At 63.2% G+C, this 20,820-nt stretch carries 19 protein-coding genes; 10 read left to right on the forward strand and 9 right to left on the reverse strand.

The window, feature by feature from the left end:
* The first annotated feature begins 151 nt into the window (after nt 1-151).
* From I6F24_RS16950 to I6F24_RS16965, 4 genes are all read left to right on the forward strand, one after another.
* Entirely contained in the window at nt 152-1,762 is a 1,611-nt protein-coding gene (locus tag I6F24_RS16950; RefSeq protein ID WP_225151068.1) for an acyl-CoA synthetase, read from the forward strand.
* 26 nt (nt 1,763-1,788) lie between these two features.
* A complete protein-coding gene (locus tag I6F24_RS16955) occupies nt 1,789-2,256 on the forward strand; it encodes a MarR family transcriptional regulator (protein WP_057027726.1) in 468 nt (155 codons plus the stop codon).
* Between the two features lie 83 nt (nt 2,257-2,339).
* Nucleotides 2,340-2,708 (forward strand): nuclear transport factor 2 family protein, encoded by a 369-nt coding sequence (locus I6F24_RS16960; protein ID WP_225126766.1) that lies wholly within the window; start codon nt 2,340-2,342, stop codon nt 2,706-2,708.
* Between the two features lie 2 nt (nt 2,709-2,710).
* Nucleotides 2,711-3,154, forward strand: coding sequence for a hypothetical protein (locus I6F24_RS16965; RefSeq protein ID WP_036030342.1), 444 nt, complete (start codon nt 2,711-2,713; stop codon nt 3,152-3,154).
* 1 nt (nt 3,155) lies between these two features.
* Here I6F24_RS16965 and I6F24_RS16970 read toward each other — a convergent pair whose 3' ends face one another.
* Complete coding sequence (locus I6F24_RS16970; RefSeq protein WP_225151070.1) at nt 3,156-5,384, reverse strand: ATP-binding protein; 2,229 nt, start codon at nt 5,382-5,384, stop codon at nt 3,156-3,158.
* Between the two features lie 240 nt (nt 5,385-5,624).
* Here I6F24_RS16970 and I6F24_RS16975 point away from each other — a divergent pair, with 240 nt between their 5' ends.
* On the forward strand, nt 5,625-6,398 hold the full coding sequence (locus tag I6F24_RS16975) for a DUF2189 domain-containing protein (protein ID WP_225151072.1): 774 nt from the start codon (nt 5,625-5,627) through the stop codon (nt 6,396-6,398).
* Between the two features lie 193 nt (nt 6,399-6,591).
* Here I6F24_RS16975 and I6F24_RS16980 read toward each other — a convergent pair whose 3' ends face one another.
* The gene (locus tag I6F24_RS16980) at nt 6,592-7,104 is read right to left on the reverse strand and encodes an SRPBCC family protein (RefSeq protein WP_036009564.1); all 513 of its coding nucleotides are present in this window, start codon (nt 7,102-7,104) and stop codon (nt 6,592-6,594) included.
* Nucleotides 7,105-7,132: 28 nt separating this feature from the next.
* The gene (locus I6F24_RS16985) at nt 7,133-7,447 is read right to left on the reverse strand and encodes a helix-turn-helix domain-containing protein (protein ID WP_036009566.1); all 315 of its coding nucleotides are present in this window, start codon (nt 7,445-7,447) and stop codon (nt 7,133-7,135) included.
* A 125-nt stretch (nt 7,448-7,572) separates the two neighbouring features.
* On the opposite strand from I6F24_RS16985, the gene I6F24_RS16990 reads away from it, so the two are divergent.
* On the forward strand, nt 7,573-8,193 hold the full coding sequence (locus I6F24_RS16990) for a LysE family translocator (protein ID WP_081493057.1): 621 nt from the start codon (nt 7,573-7,575) through the stop codon (nt 8,191-8,193).
* A 4-nt stretch (nt 8,194-8,197) separates the two neighbouring features.
* Here I6F24_RS16990 and I6F24_RS16995 read toward each other — a convergent pair whose 3' ends face one another.
* Entirely contained in the window at nt 8,198-9,001 is an 804-nt protein-coding gene (locus tag I6F24_RS16995) for an N-formylglutamate amidohydrolase (protein ID WP_036030348.1), read from the reverse strand.
* A 76-nt stretch (nt 9,002-9,077) separates the two neighbouring features.
* On the opposite strand from I6F24_RS16995, the gene I6F24_RS17000 reads away from it, so the two are divergent.
* Nucleotides 9,078-9,476, forward strand: coding sequence for a gamma-glutamylcyclotransferase family protein (locus I6F24_RS17000; protein WP_036030361.1), 399 nt, complete (start codon nt 9,078-9,080; stop codon nt 9,474-9,476).
* On the opposite strand, the gene I6F24_RS17005 is transcribed toward I6F24_RS17000, so the two are convergent.
* Nucleotides 9,473-10,036, reverse strand: a complete 564-nt coding sequence (locus I6F24_RS17005) for a chlorite dismutase family protein (protein WP_036009569.1) — start codon at nt 10,034-10,036, stop codon at nt 9,473-9,475. The genes I6F24_RS17000 and I6F24_RS17005 overlap by 4 nt on opposite strands.
* A gap of 254 nt (nt 10,037-10,290) precedes the next feature.
* On the opposite strand from I6F24_RS17005, the gene dnaG reads away from it, so the two are divergent.
* Nucleotides 10,291-12,291, forward strand: a complete 2,001-nt coding sequence (gene dnaG / locus I6F24_RS17010) for a DNA primase (protein ID WP_225151075.1) — start codon at nt 10,291-10,293, stop codon at nt 12,289-12,291.
* 375 nt (nt 12,292-12,666) lie between these two features.
* Nucleotides 12,667-14,802 (forward strand): RNA polymerase sigma factor RpoD, encoded by a 2,136-nt coding sequence (gene rpoD, locus I6F24_RS17015; protein WP_036009578.1) that lies wholly within the window; start codon nt 12,667-12,669, stop codon nt 14,800-14,802.
* Between the two features lie 398 nt (nt 14,803-15,200).
* Here the strand turns inward: rpoD and I6F24_RS17020 are convergent, their stop codons facing one another.
* The 4 genes from I6F24_RS17020 to I6F24_RS37770 form a co-directional block, all read right to left on the reverse strand.
* Entirely contained in the window at nt 15,201-16,202 is a 1,002-nt protein-coding gene (locus I6F24_RS17020) for a transporter (protein WP_225144326.1), read from the reverse strand.
* A gap of 236 nt (nt 16,203-16,438) precedes the next feature.
* Entirely contained in the window at nt 16,439-17,869 is a 1,431-nt protein-coding gene (locus I6F24_RS17025) for a DUF1254 domain-containing protein (protein WP_036030373.1), read from the reverse strand.
* A gap of 81 nt (nt 17,870-17,950) precedes the next feature.
* Entirely contained in the window at nt 17,951-18,619 is a 669-nt protein-coding gene (locus I6F24_RS17030) for a hypothetical protein (protein WP_225144267.1), read from the reverse strand.
* Between the two features lie 145 nt (nt 18,620-18,764).
* Nucleotides 18,765-19,163 (reverse strand): helix-turn-helix transcriptional regulator, encoded by a 399-nt coding sequence (locus I6F24_RS37770; protein WP_036037012.1) that lies wholly within the window; start codon nt 19,161-19,163, stop codon nt 18,765-18,767.
* A 283-nt stretch (nt 19,164-19,446) separates the two neighbouring features.
* On the opposite strand from I6F24_RS37770, the gene I6F24_RS17040 reads away from it, so the two are divergent.
* On the forward strand, nt 19,447-20,448 hold the full coding sequence (locus I6F24_RS17040; RefSeq protein WP_074448034.1) for an AraC family transcriptional regulator: 1,002 nt from the start codon (nt 19,447-19,449) through the stop codon (nt 20,446-20,448).
* Nucleotides 20,449-20,820 lie beyond the last annotated feature (372 nt).

The following is a 20,820-nucleotide window of genomic DNA, read 5'->3' on the forward strand; positions in this document are numbered from 1 at the left end:
CCCGGAATCCATCAAGCGGCATTTCCTGTGGCCCGATGGATTCCGGGCTCGCCCTTCGGGCGCCCCGGAATGACGGCGAGGGACTTGTCCCGTGCGCCCGCGGCCCTAGACTGAACGATAACAACAAGACACCGGGAAGACGACCAAGCCCATGCTGACCGAAGCCGCAAGCTACGACGAACTCGTCCGCAACTTCCGTTGGGATATCCCCGCGCGCTTCAACATCGCGGAGGCGTGCTGCGATCGCCATGCCGACGGCACCGGCCGGCTTGCGCTGATCTATGTCGACGACACCGGCGCCACCAGCCGCACCACCTTCGACGAGATCGCGGAGATGTCGCGCCGCTTCGCCAATGTGCTGTGGGCGGACGGGCTTGTGCGGGGCGACCGCGTCGCGGTGTTCCTGTCGCAGTCGCTGGAATTGCCGATCGTGCGCATGGCGGCGTTTCGCTCGGCCCTGATCTCGATCCCGCTGTTCGCCCTGTTCGGCGAGGACGCGCTGGAATTCCGTCTGTCGAACTCCGAGGCCAAGGCGATCGTCACCGACGAAGCCGGCTGGGAAAAGCTGTCCAAGATCCGCGACCGCCTGCCGGAGCTGAGGAACGTCTACATCGCCGGCGCGCGAGTGCCCGCCGGCACGACATCGTTCTGGGATGCGGTGAAGGCCGCTTCGCCCGACTTTACGCGCGCGGACACCTCGGCCGACGATCCCGCCCTGATCATCTACACCTCGGGCACGACGGGTAACCCGAAGGGCGCGCTGCATGCGCATCGTGTCGTGCTCGGCCATCTGCCGAACGTGGAGATGTGCCACAACTTCTTGCCCAAGCCCGGCGATCTCATGTGGACGCCGGCGGATTGGGCCTGGATCGGCGGGCTCATCAACGGTCTGCTCGCGTTCTGGTACCACGGCATTCCCCTGGTCGGCCATCGCGCGCGGAAATTCGAGCCGCAAGCGGCGATGCAGATGATGGCCGATCTTGCCGTTCGCAACGTCTTCCTGCCGCCGACGGCGCTGAAGCTGATGCGGCAGGCCGGCGTCAAGCATTCCGGCGTCAAGCTGCGCAGCATCTTCACCGGCGGCGAATCGCTCGGGGGTGAATTGCTCGGCTGGGTGCGCGAGACGTTTGGTGTCGACGCGCATGAGGTGTTCGGCCAGACCGAGTGCAACCTCGTGATCGGCAGCAACGCGAACCTGTTTCCGATCCGCCCGGGTTCGATGGGCAAGGCGACGCCGGGCTTCGATGTCCGCATCGTCAACGACAAGGGCCAGGAATTGCCGCGGGGGCAGCGCGGCATCATCGGCGTGCGCCAGCCGTGCCCCGTCACCATGCTCGAATATTGGCGCAATCCGGAGGCGACCGCGAAGAAATATGCCGGCGACTTCCTGCTCACCGGCGATCTCGGAGTGCAGGACGAGGACGGCTATTTCTGGTACGTCAGCCGCGAGGACGACGTCATCACCACCGCCGGCTATCGCGTCGGCCCCTCCGAGATCGAGCACACGCTGATGAAACATCCGTCGGTGGCCATGGCTGCGGTGGTCGGCATTCCCGATCCGATCCGCACCGAATCGATCAAGGCCTGGATCGTGCTGCGTCCGGGCTTTGCCGGCAGCGACACGCTCGCGCGCGAGATTCAGGACTTCGTCAAGGTGCAGCTCGCCGCGCACGAATATCCGCGCTTCGTCGAGTTCACGGAGACGCTGCCGATGACGGCAACAGGCAAGGTGCTGCGCCGCGAGCTGCGGGCCAAAGGCTGACTTCTTACAAGGGCTAGCTTCCGACCATGGCAAAGACGTCTCAAGCCGCGGGGCTTCACCGCGCCTCGCTTGCAAAGCTGCACGAGCTCGATACGGCGCTGGAGCTCATGTATTACGGCTGGCGCGGCATGACGCTTGAGGCCGACGCATATCTGGCCAAGCAGGGCCTGTCGCGTCCGCACCATCGCATCCTCTACGTTGTGGCGCGCCGGCCCGACATCGCCATCGGCGCGCTGATCGAGATCCTCGGCATTTCCAAGCAGGCCCTCAACCGGCCGCTCAATCTGCTGCTGGAGCGCAAGCTCCTGACCTCGAAGCGGGCGCCGGAGCAGCACCGCTCGAAATTGCTGCGCCTGACGGAAGCGGGGCGGCGCATCGAGCAGCGGGCCTCGGACCACGAGCGCCAGGTCCTGCGCGAAGCGTTCGCGCGCGCCGGGGCGAGCGGTGCGGCCGGATGGATCGGCGTGATGGAGGCGATCGCCGACAACAACTGACCGAAATCTCAAGTCAACATAGTTGACATGAGGCACGCGCTTTGCCACCTTCCGGGCCACAAGCCGAAGGGAGGATCCGTGTCGTGAGCGGACAGGCAATGGACCGCGCGGCCGCTGCAAGCTTCGTCGCGGCATGGTGCGCGAACTGGCGCAAAGTGGACATCGACGCGGTCGTCGCCCATTTCGCCGACGATGCGCAGATGCGCAGTCCTCTCGCGCTCACCCTGACGGGGTCTCCGACCGTCACCGGCGCCGAGAACATTCGCGCCTACTGGCGGAAAGCCTATGGCCACATCGAAAGTGCCGACCTGAAGATCCTGGACTGGAGCTGGGACGAGGCGATCGCGCGACTGACGGTGTGGTGGCAGTTGGGCGATACGCGCGCCAGCGAGTTCATGGATTTCGACGATGCGGGCCGTGTGGTGCGCAGCGAAGCCTTCTACGGGAAATGACCATGCGATTTTCGGATATCGTCCTGCTTCTCAACACGCTCTGGTTCGTGGGCGCGTTCATCCAGTTCAGCATCGCGCAAACCAACACGTTGAAGATCCTGCTCCCGCGGGAGGAGCGCAGCAATCCGATCGCGCCGACCCTTGCGGCGAGCGTTGCGTTCCTCGGCGGCATGAATCTGCCGATCGGGCTCTTGTCGCTCTATCTTCTGGCCGCCCGTCCGTCCTTCTTCCAGCCGGTCGAAGCGCAGCTCGCGCTGTTCCTGTTCTTTGCCGCCTGCCATTTCAGCCAGTTCGCCTATAACGTCCCGGTGCTGATGCGCGGCGGCCGCGTCGGGGTGGCCTATTGGCCGGTGTTGAAGGGCCCGATGCTCCGGATCTTCGTGATCGATGCGGCTCTGTTCGCCGCCAATCTCGCAGTGGCACTGCAGCTCACCATCGCGTCCTGATCTAGCGCGGCGGCTCCGAGAGGGCTGCGCGCAGCATTGCGGCGAGCTCCTTGCGCCGGAACGGCTTGGTCAGAATGCGCGCGTCGATCCCGTCGGGCGTCTTGACCGGATCCTGGCTGTAGCCGGACGTGAAGAGCACCTTGAGGCCAGGCCGCAGTTGAACGGCCTGCCTCGCCAGCTCCGGCCCGAACATGCCGCCGGGCATCACGACGTCGGTGAACAGCAGTTGGATGTCCGCGGACTGGCGCAGCACGTCCAGCGCCGCGGGTCCGTTTGCCGTCGTGATGACGCGGTAGCCGAGCGCCTTCAGCTCGTTCTCGACATAGGCGCGCACCATGTCGTCGTCCTCGACGACGAGGATCGTTTCGTATCCCTCGGGTGCGGCGACACGCGCTGCCGGTGACGGCTCCTCGCTCGACGACGTCGGCAGGCGAGGAAAGAACAGCCTGACCACGCTGCCTTGACCCGGTTCGGACTGCATCTGCACGAGTCCGCCGGATTGCTGCGCAAATCCGTAGACCATGCTGAGGCCAAGGCCGGTGCCCTTGCCGACCTCCTTGGTGGTGAAGAACGGCTCGAACGCGCGCTGCAACACCTCGCTGCTCATGCCGGACCCGGTATCCTTCACGGCCAGCATGACGTAGTCGCCGGGCCGCGGCTCGCCGTTGACGTCGAGGTCGGATTCACCGAGCGATGCATTCCGCACCTCGACCATCAGCTTGCCGCCGTCAGGCATCGCGTCGCGCGCGTTGAGCACGAGGTTGAGCACGGCCGTCGCCAATTGGCCGGGATCGACGCTGGCGAGCCAGAGATCCGGCGCGAACGTGAAGCTGGATTCGATGTGCTCGCCCAGGGTCCGCTGCAGAAGCTGCTTCATGCCGGTCACCTGCTCGGCGATGTCGATCTCGCGCGGCCGCAGCGGCTGCTTGCGCGCGAAGGCGAGCAGGCTCCGCGTCAGGTCGGATCCCCGCTCGGCGGCGGTCGCAATGTCGTCGGCGATCCGGTGCAATTCCTTGTTACCTGCAAGCCTGTCGGCGAGGTGCTCGGAATTGCCGAGAATGACGGTCAGGAGATTGTTGAAATCGTGCGCCACGCCGCCCGTGAGCTGGCCCATGGCTTCCATCTTCTGCGACTGGCTGAGCTTGTGGCTGAGATCGGCGATGGCGGCGCGCTGCTGCTCGAGCGATTCGGCCGTGCTGTTGAGCAGCGTCATCAACCCGCCGAGCTCGCCCCCCGGATGGGGCTCCGGAATGCGCGCGCTGAGATCGCCGTGCCCCAGGCTCTTCGCCATGGCAGCGAGCCGCCCGACCTGCCGTCCGATGCTCACCGTCGTGAGGATCCAGAGGCCGGCGAGGAGCAGCAGCGAGGCCACCGCCAGGATCGCCATGTCCTCGTAAAGCCGGCGGTTCGCTGCCGCGATCAGTCCGTCCTTGGACCGCCCCACCAAGATATAGAGTCCGGCCTTGCGGATCGCGGGCGAGCGGGCAACGCCCCAGATCTGCGTGCGGCCGTCGCGATCGGCGATCTCCCGGAATGGTTCGCCGTCGGGATCTGCCGCGAAGCGGAACAGGTCGGAGCCCGCAATGGAGCCGCCGATGGGTACGCTCCAGCCGCCGCGCTTGGGGGCGGCCAGGACCGTGCCCTTGGCGTCGACGAGCAGGATGTCCTTCTCGGCGAGCAGCCGCTTGTCGTGAAACTCCGCGAATTTGTTCAGGTTGAAGGACGCCAGCAGCACGAATTTCAGCGCGCCAGTATCCGATCGCACCGGATAGGCGATCTGCAGCACCGACAGTCCGGTGAGGCGGCCGAACACCGGTTCCACCGCGACGAGGCCGTGAAGAGTCTGGACCTCTTTGAAATAGCCGCGGTCGTTCAGGTCGAGCGTGCGGTTGGTCCGCAGCGAGTCGCAGAACAGCCTGCCGTCGGGATCGATGGTCAGGATACCCGTGAACTGCGGATATTCCTCGCGGACATCGGACAGAAACGCCGAGCATGCCGCCTTGTCGCGCGTGTCGAGGTCGCGGGCGCGGGCGAGCCCGTAATGAAGCTGGGCAGTCCCCTGGATCTTCTCGCCGAGATCGCTGGCGATGTCGTCGGCGGATGCGGCGAGATTGGCCAGCGCCGCGTCGATCTCGCTCGTCCGGTTCTGCACGAAGCGCAGCCCGACCAGAACCGCCGGCACGAGCATGGCCGCGATGACGAGGATAAGTAACCGGGTACGCAGGCTCATCGGTGGGCGATCGGCTCTCGGGCGACGGTATTCGGAGGTGCAATTTGCGGCACGATCATCTGCCCCGTCCATAGCGGTCGGTGCAAAAATCGCGCGAAAGGCTAACGATTTCGCCGTGCGAGCATCGTCGTTTCGCTGCTACCCTTCGCGCCGGCCGGCATCAAGTTGCGCCGCCGCGCGGCGGCGCTAATATCGCGGCATGCGCGCGACGAAGATCGCGCCGATGTGCGGAGGAAGCTGATGTCCATCTCGGGCAAGGTCGATCCGGTGGTGCGTCCCGTGGCGGCGGTCGACATCGCCGAGGCGCTAATCGAGGGCCTGCGCGATTTCCAGGCGCTGCCGCTCTACGGTCTCTGCTTCGGCGCGCTCTATGCCGCCGGCGGCATCGTCATCATGCTCTGTCTCACCGCCTTCGGCATGGTCTACCTGGTCTATCCCCTCGCTGCCGGCTTCGCGCTGATCGGACCGTTCGTTGCGATCGGCCTCTACGAAGTCAGCCGGCGCCGCGAGCGCGGCGAGCCGGTCTCGTTCGCTGCGATCTGGTCCGCGATCCGCTCGCGCAGCGAGATCGGCTGGATGGCCTTCGTGACGTTGTTCGTGTTCGTGGTCTGGATGTACCAGGTGCGGCTCCTGATCGCGCTGCTGCTCGGCCTCAACGCCTCGTTCTCGAGCTTGCAGGAATTCATGACGGTGGTGCTGACGACCAGCGAGGGCCTGCTGTTCCTGGCCATCGGCAATGCGGTCGGGGCCGTGCTGTCGCTGATCCTGTTCTCGCTGACCGTGGTGTCGTTCCCGCTGCTGCTCGATCGCGAGGTCGATTTCGTCACGGCCATGGTGACGAGCGTGCGCGCGGTGGTGACGAGCCCGCTGCCGATGATCGGTTGGGCCGCATTGATCGTGATGCTGCTGATCGTCTCGGCGCTGCCCTATTTTCTCGGGCTGGTGGTCACGCTGCCGGTGCTCGGGCATGCGACCTGGCATCTGTACCGCCGGTTGGTGGCGCCGGTGGCTTAGTGTCGGCGCTCTTCCTTCTCCCCTTGTGGGAGAAGGTGGCGCGAAGCGCCGGATGAGGGGTCTCTCTCCGCGGACTCATTGAGAGAAGTGTGCGCGGAGAGAGACCCCTCACCCGTCTCGCCGCTTTCGCGGCGAGCCACCCTCTCCCACAAGGGGAGAGGGGAAGAAGCGACCTACGCTTGTCCTTCTTCAATTACGGCACCTTGATCCCCATCGCCTTCAGCGCCTCCAGCAACCGCACCGGCGGGGACATCTCGATATGCGGCGCCTTGCCGGTCTCCAGCAGGCTCTTCAATCCGGAGAGGATCGCGGGCCAGCCGGTGCGGCCGCCGGAAAGGATGTCGTCGCTGAGCTCGCGGTCGTGGCGTTGGCTCAGGGTGAGGCGCACGGCTTCGCCGGCCTGCTCGATCTCGTAGGTGACAATGGTGGTGCCGAGCTTTTCCACGAGGTCCGGCCAATTGACGTTCCAGCTCACCGTGAGCCTCCTCGGCGGATCGTATTCGAACACTTCGCCGCGGATGTGCTCGGAGCCGTCGGGCGCGTGCACGACGAAACTGCCGCCGAGCTTCGGCTCCATCTCCACCGCAAAGCCGGAAAAATATTTCCGGCTGAACTCGGCGGACGTCAGCGCCTCCCACACCTTCTCGGGCGTCGAGGCGATGTAGATGGTGTAGACGGTCAGCGGCTTGAATTGATCGAGGTTCATCGTGCATCAAATCCTTCGTTGAGCGGACTCACTCGTCGCCGTTCTCCAACTGACGTTTCAGCTCGTTGAGCGCGGCGAGCTTGCTGCGCTCGAACTTCCTGATCCAGCGTTCGCCGATCTGATGGATCGGCACCGGGTTGAGGTAGTGCAGCTTCTCGCGTCCATGCCTGATGGTGGTGATGAGGTTCGCTTCCTCCAGGATGGCAAGGTGCTTGGTGACGGCCTGTCGCGTCATCGCAAGCCCCTCGCAGAGCTCGTTCAGTGTCTGGCCGTTTCTGGCGTGAAGCCTGTCGAGCAGCGAACGTCGCGAGCTATCCGCGAGCGCCTTGAAGACCTCATCCATGGCGGCGATAATAGGCAACTAAATGGTTGCATGTCAAGGGATCGGCTTGGAGCGACTGACGCGTCTTCCGTTCCAGCGCTCGCCATGCATTAATGCGGCGAAACCGCCTTCAGCGAGTCCCTCCCATGATGTCCATGCAAGCCTACCTCGCCTTCGTCGCCGCCTGCATTGCGCTGGCGCTGCTGCCGGGGCCGATCGTCACCCTCGTCGTCGCCAATGGCCTGCGCCACGGCACGCGTGCGGCGCTCATCAACGTGGCCGGCGCGCAGGCCGGGCTTGCCATCGTCATCGGCATCGTTGCGATCGGCCTGACCTCGCTGATGGCGACCATGGGCTATTGGTTCGACTGGGTGCGCTTTGCCGGCGCCGCATATCTGATCTGGCTCGGCATCAAGCTGATCTGGGAGCCGGTCGAAGGTGTCGATGTCGACGCGCCGCCTCCGCCGCCGCGCGGCGGCTTCTTCCTGCAGGGATTCCTGGTGCTGCTGTCGAACCCCAAGGTGCTGGTGTTCTTCGGCGCTTTCATCCCGCAATTCATGGACATGAGCCAGCCGCATTTCCCGCAGGTCGCGCTGCTGGGTGCCACCTTCATGGTGACGGCGGTGATGACCGATGCGCTCTACGCGATTGCCGCCGGGCGCGCCCGAAAATTCTTCTCGGCGCGGCGCACGCGGATGGTGTCGCGCATCTCGGGCGGCTTCATGATCGGCGGCGGCATCTGGCTGGCACTGACGCGGGCGAAGTGACCGCTTAACTCATTCCCTGCTCGCGTAGCGCGGCCTCGATCTCGCGCAGGATCCGCGCCAGCCGCTCGGCCCATTGCTGCTGGCCGCCCTCGTCGGCGATCAGGTCCTGGCGGATCTCGATGCCGGTGTTGACGAGGCCGCGCGCCTCGCCGTGGATTGGAATCGTGTAGTCGGTGATGTCGCTCACCGCATAAGGCTGGTTGTCGCCCACGACGAGCGCGCTCTCGGCCCGCAAATGCTGCAGCATCAGAAGCGGCAGCACGGTGTCGCGGTGATAGAGCGTGCCGATGTGCCAGGGCCGCGGCTCGCCGTAAAAGACCGGCGTGAAGCTGTGCAGCGCCACCAGCACCGTCGGCCTGCCCGCCCTGATGCGCGCATCGATCGCAGCGCTAATCCGGCGGTGATAGGGATCGAAGATCTCGCGCCGGCGCATCTCCTTGGCCGCGGCCGACAGATCCTCATTGCCGGGGATGGCGGTCGCCTCGGAGATCACGGGAATCGAGCTTGCGACGCCGGGCGGGCGGTTGCAGTCGATCACCAGCCGCGAATAACGCTGCGCGATCAGATGCGCATCGAGCATCGCGGCGAGCCGCTCGGCGACACCGGCGATGCCGATGTCCCAGGCGATGTGCCTGACAAGATCGGTATCCGCGACGCCGAGATCGCCGAGCGCGCGCGGCAGCACCCGTCCGTAATGGTCCGCGGTGAGCAGGAACGGCGATGTCCCCGCCGCATTCACCTCATGCACGGGCGGAATGTCGCCCTCGCCGAGCAGCTGGTCGGTTGCGTCGGCTATATCCAAAGCCATCCTGATTTGCCTATGGAATGACAAACTGTGTAAACGGAGTAGCGGTATCGCACCGATGCCGCAACGTTGGAACGGCATGAGCTCGGATCGACTTTTCGTTTACGGCACCCTGATGCGCGGCTTCGACCACCCGATGGCGCGGCTGCTCGCCGGCCATGCGGAATTCATCAGTGAAGCCACCTGCCGCGGCCGGCTCGTTCTGGTGAAGCACTATCCGGGATTGCTGCTCTCCGAGGCGCCGTCGGACATCGTCCATGGCGAGTTGTTTCAGCTGCGCGTGCCGGACGAACTCTTGCGCGAGCTCGACATGTACGAGGCCTGCGGCGAGGGCTTTCCGGAGCCGACCGAATATCTGCGGCAGATGGTGGAGGTGACGTTGCCCGACGGCGCCAGCGAAAACGTGTGGACCTACGTCTACAATTGGCCCGTCACCGATCTGCCGATCATCGAGTCCGGGCACTTCCTCGATCGCTAAGCCGACAGCACTTCCTTGACCACGCGCACGTCGACCTCGCGCTCGACATAGGTCCACTCCTCGGTCCGCCGCAGCATCGCCACCAGCTCCTCGAACAGCGAGGCGTTCGCGGGCGCGAATTCGAACCAGGTCAGGAAATCGAAGGGGCCGCCGAGATCGCGGCAATGATAGAGCTGGCGCGCGATCGCGGGCAGGAAACGAAGACTGCTCGCGATGTGGTGCGACTTGTCCTCGAAGATCTTGCGGCGCTCTTCCTGGGTCAGCTCCCACCAGGCCTGCGACTTGCGGATCGGGATCAGCGCCGCGCTGGTGGCCTCCAGCCGGCCGAGGCCGGCCTGCACGGCGACGAGCTGCTGCTTCTCGGCCCGCTCGGTGTAGCGCAGGCTGCTGGCGACGCCGACCAGCCGCCAGGCATTGCGCGAGGGCACCAGCGGCAACGAGACGGCCTCGCTGTCGGTCACCGACAGCGCCGGCACGAAGGGCAGGGACTCGCCCGTCACAGGCGAGAGCGAGGTCACCCGCCAACCCCCGGTCTGGCCGCCCCGAAAGGTCCTGAACATGGCGGTATGGAAGCGTGGAACGGGGCGCGGTTCAAGTGGCTCGTCATTCCGGGGCGCGCGCAGCGCGAGCCCGGAATCCATTTCTCCCAGCATTCCAGTGGCTCGATGGATTCCGGGCTCGCCCCTTCGGGGCGCCCCGGAATGACGGAGGGCTGTGAACAGCGCGGATAAGCCCGACAAACCTGGCCTTTGACCGGGCCGTCCCTATATCCCTGATCCTTCGCCCGACTCAAACGCTCGGCTAAACTCGCCCCATGCGCTTCACGCCCCAGTTCCTCGACGAGCTTCGTGCCCGGCTTTCGGTCTCCGAGGTCGTGGGCAAGCGCGTCAAGCTGAAGAAGGCCGGGCGCGAGTGGAAGGGGCTGTCGCCGTTCCAGCAGGAGAAGACGCCGTCCTTCTACGTCAACGACCAGAAGGGTTTTTATCACGACTTCTCCTCGGGCAAGCACGGCGACATCATCAACTTCGTGATGGAGACCGACGGCCTGCCGTTCGCGGAAGCGGTGGAGCGGCTTGCAAATATGGCGGGCCTGCCGCTGCCGGCGGTGACGCCCAACGCCGCGCGCGAGGAGCAGCGGCGGCGCTCGCTGCATGACGTGATGGATCTCGCGGCGAAATTCTTCGCCGAGACGCTGGCCTCGCGCGTGGGCGCGAAAGCGCGCGGCTATCTCGCCGATCGCGCCATTTCGCCGGCGACGCAATTGCAGTTCCGCCTCGGCTATGCGCCGGGCGAAAGATTCGCACTGAAGGAGCATCTCGGCAAGCTCGGCGTCTCCGTCGAGGACATGGTCGAGACCGGTCTGTTGATCGGCGGCGACGACATCCCCGTTCCCTACGATCGCTTCCGCGATCGCGTGATGTTTCCGATCGCCGATCTGCGCGGCCGCGTCATCGCCTTCGGCGGGCGCGCGCTGGAGAAGGACGTTCCGGCCAAATACCTGAATTCGCCGGAGACGCCGCTCTTCCACAAGGGCGACAATCTCTACAACCACCAGACCGCGCGCAAAGCCACCCATGACGGCAGCCCACTGATCGTGGTCGAAGGCTATGTCGACGTCATCGCCATGGTCACCGCGGGCTTTGCCGGCAGCGTCGCGCCGCTCGGCACCGCGCTCACCGAAAGCCAGCTCGCGCTGCTCTGGAAGATGGCGGACGAGCCGATCCTCTGCTTCGACGGCGACCGCGCCGGACAGAAGGCGGCCTATCGTGCTGCGGACCTTGCCTTGCCGTTCCTCGCGCCCGGCAAGAGTCTTCGCTTTGCGCTGCTGCCGGAAGGGCAGGACCCCGATGATCTCGTGCGCTCGGGCGGGCACGGCGCGATCGAGGAGGTCATCGCCGCCGCCCGTCCGCTCGCCGACATGATCTGGTCGCGCGAGCTCGAGGGCGGCAATTTCGCCACGCCCGAGCGGCGCGCCGCGCTGGAGGCGCGCATCAGGGAGCTCACGAACGGCATCCGCGATGAGGTGGTGCGGCGCTATTATCGCGACGAATTCGTCGAGCGGCTGCAGCGCGCCTTCGCGCCCGAAGGCGGCCGCGGCTTTGGCGGCCGGGGCAATTTCCGCCCCGGTGGCGGCCGCCCGTTCCAGCCGCGAGGCGGGGCGAATCGATTCGGTGGACAAGGCTTCGGCGGCGGTCGCCGCGGCGCTCCGGGTCCGACCCCGCTGCCGTCCGGCCCCTACCAGGCGGCGAGCCCGCAGCTGGCGGCAAGCCCGATCCTGCGAGGCCAGCGCAGCGCCATCTCCCGCCGGGAGGCGCTGATCCTGCAATGCCTGATCAACCACCCCTGGCTGCTGCACGAGCATCTGGAGGAGGTCGCCGCCCTGGAGCTGGCCCATCCCGAGGCCCACAAGCTCAGGGCCGGCATCATCGCCGCCTTCGCCAACGACCATCACCACTCGCCGGACCCCGGCGAGCAGGCAGAAAAGATGCGCGGCGACCTCGCAAAGGGCGGATTTTCTCAAACTCTTCAAAGGGTTGAGAATGTCATCACGACCCAGGCGGTGTGGGCCGCCCGCGAGGGCGCGGCGAGGGACGACGTTCTTGCCACCTGGCACCAGCTGGTTGCCTTGCATCGGCAATGGCATTCACTACTTAGAGAGCTGAAAGACGCCGAGCTGGCCTTGGGGGAGGATCCCAGCGAGGCCAATTTGGCGTGGCTGCGTGACGTCAAGGCTCGGATAGGTGAAGTCGACGGTACCGAGGCCCTGATCGAGGGTTTTGGCGAGCTGTCGGGCCGGCTCCAGAAGAGCATGTGATGAAAGAAACATGCGGACGGCCACGGCTGGAACCGCTAAAAGACTCGCCAAATCCTAGGTTTGGCGGCAAAAACAGGGTTAATCGAGGCTTAACGGTCTTGTAGCACTTTGGCCCAGAGGCGGCCGCAGGCATAACAGACGCGTCAGGAATGAATCCGCGCAATCGCTGTTGGCACTACACCTGCATCCGCCGCGACAAAGAGGCTGACGAAGCGTTAGGCAATTCCGGCGAGAGAGAGTTGGGGGTGGCGAGAGGTTTGTGCGCCGCCCTTTCCGTGTCGAGAGCTGCCGAAGCGAGAGCGTCGAGCAACAGGTTCATGTGAATTCACGCGAAGGCGCGGCGCGTCTCGCATGAAGCGCGTTTAGGAGCAATGGATGGCCACCAAGGCAAAGACGCTGCAGGCGAAGGACAAGGAAAAAGACGACAAGGCAGCGGATGCGCCGGAGAAGGATTCCCAGGACGCGCCCTCGCCCTTGCTCGACCTGTCCGACGCCGCCGTGAAGAAGATGATCAAGCAGGCCAAGAAGCGCGGCTTCGTGACCTTCGATCAGCTCAACGAAGTCTTGCCGTCCGACCAGACCTCGCCCGAACAGATCGAGGACATCATGTCGATGCTCTCGGACATGGGCATCAACGTCACCGAAGCCGACGACACCGAAGGCGAGGAAGAGAAGGACGAGGGCGACGACGAGACGGATAACGAGCTCGTCGAGGTCACTCAGAAGGCCGTCACCGAGGTCAAGAAGAGCGAGCCGGGCGAGCGCACCGACGATCCCGTGCGCATGTATCTGCGCGAGATGGGCACGGTCGAGCTGCTCTCGCGCGAGGGCGAAATCGCGATTGCGAAGCGCATCGAGGCCGGCCGCGAGGCGATGATCGCGGGCCTCTGCGAAAGCCCGCTGACCTTCCAGGCCATCATCATCTGGCGCGACGAGCTCAACGAGGGCAAGATCTTCCTCCGCGACATCATCGATCTCGAAGCCACCTATGCCGGCCCGGATGCCAAGGGCGGCATGAACGCCGCGATGATCGCAGGACCCAATGGCGAGGGCGGCGAAGCCTCGGCCGAGGGCGGCGAAGCCACCGCGTCCGCCGCTGCGCCCGCGCATGTCGCGCCGCCTGCCGCGCCCCCGTCGCCGACGCCGTTCCGCGCCGCGCCTGCGGCCGCCCCCGAGGGCGAGGAGAAGGATCCGGGCGAGGCCGCCGCCGAGTCCGACATGGACGACGACGAGTTCGAGAACCAGATGTCGCTCGCGGCGATCGAGGCCGAGCTCAAGCCGAAGGTGGTCGAGATCTTCGATCGCATCGCCGACAGCTACAAGAAGCTGCGCAAGCTTCAGGAGCAGGACATCCAGAACCAGCTCCAGAACGAGTCGCTCTCGCCGCATCAGGAGCGCAAGTACAAGAAGCTGAAGGACGAGATCATCGTCGAGGTGAAGTCGCTGCGCCTCAACCAGGCGCGCATCGATAGCCTCGTCGAGCAGCTCTACGACATCAACAAGCGCCTCGTCTCGCATGAGGGCCGCCTGATGCGCCTTGCCGACAGCCACGGTGTCGCCCGCGAGGATTTTCTGCGCAACTACACCGGCTCGGAGCTCGATCCGCGCTGGCTCAACCGCGTCTCGAAGCTGTCGGCCAAGGGCTGGAAGAACTTCGTCCACCACGAGAAGGACCGCATCAAGGACCTCCGCCACGAGGTCCATCAGCTCGCCGCGCTGACCGGCCTCGAGATCGTCGAGTTCCGCAAGATCGTGCACTCCGTGCAGAAGGGCGAGCGCGAGGCACGCCAGGCCAAGAAGGAGATGGTGGAAGCCAACCTCCGCCTCGTGATCTCGATCGCCAAGAAGTACACCAACCGCGGCCTGCAGTTCCTCGACCTGATCCAGGAAGGCAACATCGGCCTGATGAAGGCGGTCGACAAGTTCGAGTACCGCCGCGGCTACAAGTTCTCGACCTACGCCACCTGGTGGATCCGGCAGGCGATCACCCGCTCGATCGCCGACCAGGCCCGCACCATCCGCATCCCCGTGCACATGATCGAGACGATCAACAAGATCGTGCGCACCTCCCGCCAGATGCTCAACGAGATCGGCCGCGAGCCGACCCCGGAGGAGCTCGCCGAAAAGCTCGGCATGCCCTTGGAGAAGGTCCGCAAGGTCCTCAAGATCGCCAAGGAGCCGCTCTCGCTTGAGACGCCGGTCGGTGACGAGGAGGATTCGCATCTCGGCGATTTCATCGAGGACAAGAACGCGATCCTCCCCATCGACGCCGCGATCCAGTCCAACCTGCGCGAGACCACCACGCGCGTCCTCGCCTCTCTCACCCCGCGCGAAGAGCGCGTGCTGCGCATGCGCTTCGGCATCGGCATGAACACCGATCACACGCTGGAAGAGGTGGGTCAGCAGTTCTCGGTGACGCGCGAGCGTATCCGCCAGATCGAAGCGAAGGCGCTGCGGAAGCTGAAGCATCCGTCAAGGAGCCGGAAGCTGCGGAGCTTTTTGGATAATTGATCCGATTTCAATCAGAACGAAAACGGCGGGCCAACAGCCCGCCGTTTTTCTTTGACTCGGCTCTCGCCCCGTCATTGCGAGGAGCGCTTGCGACGAAGCAATCCACCAGGCGATTGCCCTACCCATGTCCGATTCCATTCCAACAGCAACAAAAGTGCGGACGGTGCCCGACTTCCGAGATGGGCCGAAAGCGGAAGTGCGGGTCCGGGGGGCGACTTTCCTTCTTCAAAGTGCGGGATTTCGATGCAGGTAGATCTTCTCGACTACCTTCACGCCAGCTTTGTTCAGCAGGTGGAAGGTTCGAGGCTACGCAGATAACCAGCTCAGTTCGATATGTTCACGTGAGACGTTCGACCGACCCATGGTGTGTCGGCGAGATCGGCTAAGCGGCCACGCTGCTATTTTGTGATCCGCCGGGTTGATGCGACAGTTCTGGTCGGCGCTATCGGCGATATTGAGAACGTCAGCCAAGTGTTCCAGCCAGCCGGCCGATTCTCCGCAGCGAACTCGCCATATCCCTTCAGATTCAAATACCCCTGCATATCGCCTACCGGAAATAGAAAGCCAATCTGCGGACCAACTGCGAAGACTCGGGACCGAAAGCCGCCTAGGGCGGGATGCTGGCCAACGTCATCAGTTATCTGCTGATAGGCATAACCAACGAGGCCGACGAAAGTTTGCTTTGACAGAAACTGCGAGGCTCCCCAGTCAACGTGAAGATCGATGCCGTTCTGGTACTGCGTATCCGGATTCTTGAAATTGTAGGTGAGGCCCGCCACCGCGGAAAACTCGTGGCCAGTTTGCGGATTGAAGTAGGTGTAGCCGGCGCCGCCGTCGATGGCGCCATGCCCGATGCCGAGATTGGCGAGACGGGACGAACTGTAAGCGCCGACGGGAACATCTCCGGTTACGTAGGTCATGAAGTTATGGACGCCTGCATTCCACTTGAGCGTCGCCTGCGGGTAGAGATCCCCGACTGACGTGATCGAGTCGCCGAACCTGCCCGTGCGCGTCACGGCCAGGGGGCCGACAGTTGCGGTGAGCGTTCCTGCTAGATCAGCGCTCGATCGTCCGAACAGTCCTGTCACTCCGATGGCCAGTTGCCCGCCCAGCACGGGGGTTGCGAACGTGTATGTAGGATTGAGCAGGACGAGATCCCCCCGCCCATTCAGACGCAAGTTCAGATCGACGTTTACTGTTGCGGGGATTCTGCCGACGTGAATTTCCCTTGCGGCAGCCGCGGTGCCGAATGCACTTACGCTGGTGTGGTAGTAGACCGCTGCCATTGACCAGCCGGGGGCTTGAGGGGTGGCGGCAAGGCTGCTGAAGCGGCCAGGGAGCCAGTAGGAAACGCCACCTTCGTCGGCGTAAGCCGTGGCAGCAGGCACCGACAGCGTCATGACTGCCCAGGCAATGGCTGCATTCCTGAACGCAGAAGAGAGAGACGGCTTTGTCGCGCTCCTTCCAACGCGCTGTTTTCCTTTTCCAAGGTGAAGTGCCGACATCATGGCCTCCTGCATCGCGAATACCGTGTCATTCGCCCCAGAAAACCCAAAGCGAGTACAGCGTGCTGTGGGGCATCTGGGAGCGGCCTAGCAATCATGCCGGCGCATGCGCGCCGGCATGATTGCCTGCTCTAGGCTCCGACTTTTCTGGCGGCCGGGACCGTCCATGTGCCGTTGATGATCGAGGGGTCCGTCTCCTGGGGCCAGTACATACGCAACATGAGGATGAAATCTCCCTCAGGCGCAGGTAGCCAGTTCGACTCCTTCTCTTTGCCGGGAGAGTCCTTCTGGATGTACAGATCAGTTGATCCGTCCGGATTCTCCTTCAAGTCTTCCCGAGCGCTGACGGAGTACCTGTTGAGCGGGTTCTTCACGAAGAAATAGCCGCTGTCGTACATCGTAAGCGACCAGAATCCCTCCGCTGGAGGCAAGTGACCTTTCGGAAATCGCATCACGTACTTGTTCGCGCCGCTGTACTTGTGACCGTCGGCGTCTTTTTGCGAGGTCGGATAGACGGCATCCTGCGGCCGGTTGGCACCAAGCCCGATCGCGGTTACCAAAGCCCGCATCAAATAGTCGGTGCCGTAGATGCCGGTCTTGGTCGTGAACGCGAACCCATTCTCGTCTTTGATGGCCTTGTTGATTTTGAACTGCAGCATGATCCGGTCGAACGACACCTCCGGCAGGCGCCTCAGAAAGTCTGCCTTCAGCTTACTCTCATCAAAATCCTGCCCTGGGACGATGCCGATGCGGGCAAACTTCGCAAGTTGAGGCGCGTCCGCGGCGTATGGCGGATTAGTCTTCATCAACTCGCAAAGCAGCTTGAAGTATGAGACCGCGTCCATGCGATTGACCTGCTCGCGGACCGCCGCCTTCATATCGATTGTTGGATCCACCTTCCCGGGGGCGGGCGTGTAGGCTTTGCCATAAGCGCTGAGCGGAACGAGCTTGCATTCGTCTTGCAACTTGTGCACCGCAGCGTAATCGTCCGCCGTGCCGGTGCAATAGATGCGGCCGAGCAGCCACACGATATTGGTGGCAGACTTGTACTCCTTGACACCCGCCGGCAGCGTGCCCTTCCAACCCGGCCCCGTGATCGCGTAGGTCTGCGCCCCGGTGCCGGTGGTGCGCTTACCTGGCACGTGAAACACGGTGGTCCAGCCGTCCAGCATCGGCATCAGGAAATAGCGGCCCTTCATGTCCGGAATGCTGAGTATCCACGGCTCCTTTCCGACGTCGAAGAAGGATGTCGTGTACAAGGTGTCGGCATTCGGTGCCGTCACATCCCTGAAGGAGGCATCGGGATACTGGCGCAGCTTGATGATGTGTCCCATCGGACCGCGCGTGCCGACGGGCTCGGCGACATTCGTGATGATCCGCCGGGTCATCTCCATCGTCACCAGCGGGTAGCCAAAGATGTAGGCGTCGCTGGCCAGCCAGAAATCCTCCAGGCCTTGTCCCACTCCGAAAAATGAATCCTGGGCAAGAGCCGGTCGTGTGGCGGCGGCTCCCGCGAGCAGCCCCATTCCGCCAAATGCAAGGGATCGACGGGTGATGTTCATCGCTAATCTCCTTCCTATAGAAAACCAGTCACGTGGATTCGCAGTTCACGCCTTTGTAACGGAGCCACTCGGGCGAACGGTTCAATAGCAGGGCGGATAGGGGTAGTAGCCGCAGCGCGGTGAGTAATAGGGATACGCCGCAGCCCCGGCCACAGCAGCGGCTCCTGCCACGGCAGCGCCGCGGTAGAACGCTCCGCGCCAGGCGGTGCGGCGAGCGACGCCGGCGAAAGACAACGGCGTCAACGGACGGCCAATGATATCGATAAAGACAGATGCCGGCCCGTCCGCCCCGGCGAGATCACCTTCGAGGAGATCGACGTCGAACGTCAGCTTATCACCCTCAAGCTTGGGGGATTTCAACACGACGACGGCATCCAACACCGACGATCCGTCTTTCTTGAATCCTGACACCGTGGCGTTGGGCGGGTCTTTAGCGAAGTTGTCGCTGCCATTGCCCCAGTCCTCGATAATCCGGGAGGTCAGATCATGCCCGGCGGCACGAACCGGCCGGTCGGCAAACACGATCGCATTCGGAGAAATTGCACTCAGCACCAGCTTACCCTCCTTCAGGCTCACCCCGCGTGAGTTGAGTACAAAAAGCGATGGGACCACTTCCGGCTTGGCCTGACCAATCGATTTCTCAAGCGGAATGTGCGGCTTGGGTTCGGCCTGAGATTGAGCAAGAAGCTTGTGCGGAATTGCAACTAAGCCAGCGGCGCAGACCGCAATCAAGGCAACGCGGATTGTCATGATGATCCTCTCCTTTGCAGGCTGGTCGTTCTTCCTCGAACAGCACGTGAGCAATTCGGAAGCGACAAGAGCGTCGCTAGTGGCGGCGGCATCTCTGCATTTCGCGCCAAATCACGCGGCGCGTCTTGCCATTTCGCGCCAATCGTCAGGAATCATTCAACGGGTTGGTGGGGTGAGAACGTCGGCGGACGAGCGACCGATCATGCTTGCGGCCGCGTTGCTGCCGCCGATAAACGATGGGTTGAATTTTCATCAAACGCACGAAAGCGCGGCTGAAGCTGCTGGCGTTCGTGTATCCTAGAAATTCTGCAATATCCGACAAGCGCTTACTCGTATCGGCCAGCAGGCGGCACGCAATCTCCAATCGGACTTCGTCGAGGATCTTGCTGTGGCTTGTGCCCATGCGTTCTAGATGACGCTGTAATGTGCGCCCGCTAATTCTGAGCGCATGCGCTGTGCTATCGAGGGTTGCGTCACCGTGCCGCAGCGATGCAACGATGACGGTGCGGACCGCCGTGGATGAAGGCAAGCGGACGGCTCTCATCGTTTGACGTCAGGCCTGAAGCCTATGCTCCTACAGCGGAAAATCGATTCATAGGATTAGGGAAGCTGAGAGGCGCATCTGGCCATTGGGCGCCAAAATGTTCGTCGAATGGAATGAGCTGAGACTGCGATCCTCTGGAGGCATAGCCAGGCGACAAAAAGCACGCAAAGAGCCTTGCAGTCCTGATAATCTAAGCGTGTGACAGGCGTCGGCGCTCCCTGTTTAGGGAGTTGTCGTCCTGCGACGCCGCTCGTGCGCTGAATTAAGTGATCGAGACGCACCAATGCCAAAGATTCATTTGACGCGTTGTCAGCACCTCAGTCCCTTCGCTGACATTCTGGATAATCTCGGCGCGCCAACCGCTTCTTTACTGGAAAAGTATCTGCTGCCCGCTTCTCTGGAGGAAAAAGCCGATCATTACGTCCCGATTTTGCCTGCTATCGAATTTGCGGAGTTTGCCAGCCGGTCGCAAGGTATTGAAGATTTTGGATTCCACGCTGCTAAGTCGCTCAATTTCGGACACCTTAGTGAGAAGACCAGGTATCTAATCAGTCATTCTCCGACTTTGCTCGTCGCGCTGCACCAGGCCTGTAGATTAGCTTCGCTCGAAGATTCAAACTTGAGCAACTGGGTCGAGCGCCACGGCGACCATGTTCGCTATTGCAGCAAGCTAGCCGGCACTGCCGGACTTCAGCATCTCGAGCATTCACAATGGCTTCAGAACGTTTTCCCGATTTACATCGTCCGCCAATTCGCCGGACCGGACTGGGCTCCGGCAACTATCGCCTTTGAGGCGCGGTACACGCCGGGTCCGGCATGTCGGTCTTTCTGGCCGACGTCTCAATTCCTGTCTGGTCAAGAAGCTTCGTGGATCGACGTACCTGTTTCATTGCTGGGCCTTCCTAACAGATTGAAGCAAGCTCCTTCTCATCCGAAGAGCGACTTTGTCGAACATTCGAACTTTGACTTTATCCACGCACTTAAGCTGATGCTGCCATCCTACATGGACGAGCGGCCTCCGGCGCTGGCGGAAGTCGCGGAGATGGCGGGGGTCAGCGCACGCAGCCTTCAACGCAAGCTATCTCGCGCCGGGATGACATATTCGCGGCTGTTGGATACCGTGAGGTTTGAAAATGCCAGAAAGCTTTTGCGAGATACGGATTCCAAGATCATCGAGATTGCGTTTGCTTCGGGCTACGCAGATCCCGCCCATTTTACCCGTGCATTCCGCCGGGTTGCAGGCGTGACGCCCGGGCAATTCCGCGAGCAATGGAGGGCTCGATAGTCGAGTTGTCATTCGCTGCATCATGTCCGCTTCGGGGGCACAATGCGAAGAACTCAAGTTGAGCAAATCAGGTCTGCTCTGCCGCCCATCCCCACAGACGCATCTCTGGATTGCTTCGCTGCGCTCGCAATGACGGGGATAGGGCCGAACCCTGCTTCTTCTTCGCCTCCTTTCAATCCGCTCGATCTCCAGCGCCGACCTCCCACTCTTTTACGCGACTCTCGATCCTGCTCCCAATGAGGTTGCGCGCGGCTCGCCGCCGTCGAGGCTGCCGCGCAATTCGGCGGGCCGAGGTCGGGTCGTCCTTCTTTGTGCCTTTGTATCGGCAGCTTCAGCCGAAGGCGTTTATCTGGCTTTCTCTCGGACTATAAT

Origin of the sequence: Bradyrhizobium sp. BRP23 (assembly GCF_020194135.1) — a bacterium.
Classification (GTDB): Bacteria; Pseudomonadota; Alphaproteobacteria; order Rhizobiales; family Xanthobacteraceae; genus Bradyrhizobium; species Bradyrhizobium yuanmingense.

What these genes read in the sequence shown, in the direction of transcription:
- I6F24_RS17020 (WP_225144326.1), bottom strand. Translation starts at nt 16,202, where the DNA reads ATGACGCTGTCGGTGCCTGCTGCCACGGCTTACGCCGACGAAGGTGGC.
- I6F24_RS16955 (WP_057027726.1), top strand. Translation starts at nt 1,789, where the DNA reads ATGGCAAAGACGTCTCAAGCCGCGGGGCTTCACCGCGCCTCGCTTGCA.
- I6F24_RS17040 (WP_074448034.1), top strand. Translation starts at nt 19,447, where the DNA reads ATGCCAAAGATTCATTTGACGCGTTGTCAGCACCTCAGTCCCTTCGCT.
- I6F24_RS17025 (WP_036030373.1), bottom strand. Translation starts at nt 17,869, where the DNA reads ATGAACATCACCCGTCGATCCCTTGCATTTGGCGGAATGGGGCTGCTC.
- I6F24_RS16950 (WP_225151068.1), top strand. Translation starts at nt 152, where the DNA reads ATGCTGACCGAAGCCGCAAGCTACGACGAACTCGTCCGCAACTTCCGT.
- I6F24_RS16990 (WP_081493057.1), top strand. Translation starts at nt 7,573, where the DNA reads ATGATGTCCATGCAAGCCTACCTCGCCTTCGTCGCCGCCTGCATTGCG.
- I6F24_RS16995 (WP_036030348.1), bottom strand. Translation starts at nt 9,001, where the DNA reads ATGGCTTTGGATATAGCCGACGCAACCGACCAGCTGCTCGGCGAGGGC.
- dnaG (WP_225151075.1), top strand. Translation starts at nt 10,291, where the DNA reads ATGCGCTTCACGCCCCAGTTCCTCGACGAGCTTCGTGCCCGGCTTTCG.
- rpoD (WP_036009578.1), top strand. Translation starts at nt 12,667, where the DNA reads ATGGCCACCAAGGCAAAGACGCTGCAGGCGAAGGACAAGGAAAAAGAC.
- I6F24_RS37770 (WP_036037012.1), bottom strand. Translation starts at nt 19,163, where the DNA reads ATGAGAGCCGTCCGCTTGCCTTCATCCACGGCGGTCCGCACCGTCATC.
- I6F24_RS17005 (WP_036009569.1), bottom strand. Translation starts at nt 10,036, where the DNA reads ATGTTCAGGACCTTTCGGGGCGGCCAGACCGGGGGTTGGCGGGTGACC.
- I6F24_RS16985 (WP_036009566.1), bottom strand. Translation starts at nt 7,447, where the DNA reads ATGGATGAGGTCTTCAAGGCGCTCGCGGATAGCTCGCGACGTTCGCTG.
- I6F24_RS16980 (WP_036009564.1), bottom strand. Translation starts at nt 7,104, where the DNA reads ATGAACCTCGATCAATTCAAGCCGCTGACCGTCTACACCATCTACATC.
- I6F24_RS16965 (WP_036030342.1), top strand. Translation starts at nt 2,711, where the DNA reads ATGCGATTTTCGGATATCGTCCTGCTTCTCAACACGCTCTGGTTCGTG.
- I6F24_RS17030 (WP_225144267.1), bottom strand. Translation starts at nt 18,619, where the DNA reads ATGACAATCCGCGTTGCCTTGATTGCGGTCTGCGCCGCTGGCTTAGTT.
- I6F24_RS17000 (WP_036030361.1), top strand. Translation starts at nt 9,078, where the DNA reads ATGAGCTCGGATCGACTTTTCGTTTACGGCACCCTGATGCGCGGCTTC.
- I6F24_RS16970 (WP_225151070.1), bottom strand. Translation starts at nt 5,384, where the DNA reads ATGAGCCTGCGTACCCGGTTACTTATCCTCGTCATCGCGGCCATGCTC.
- I6F24_RS16975 (WP_225151072.1), top strand. Translation starts at nt 5,625, where the DNA reads ATGTCCATCTCGGGCAAGGTCGATCCGGTGGTGCGTCCCGTGGCGGCG.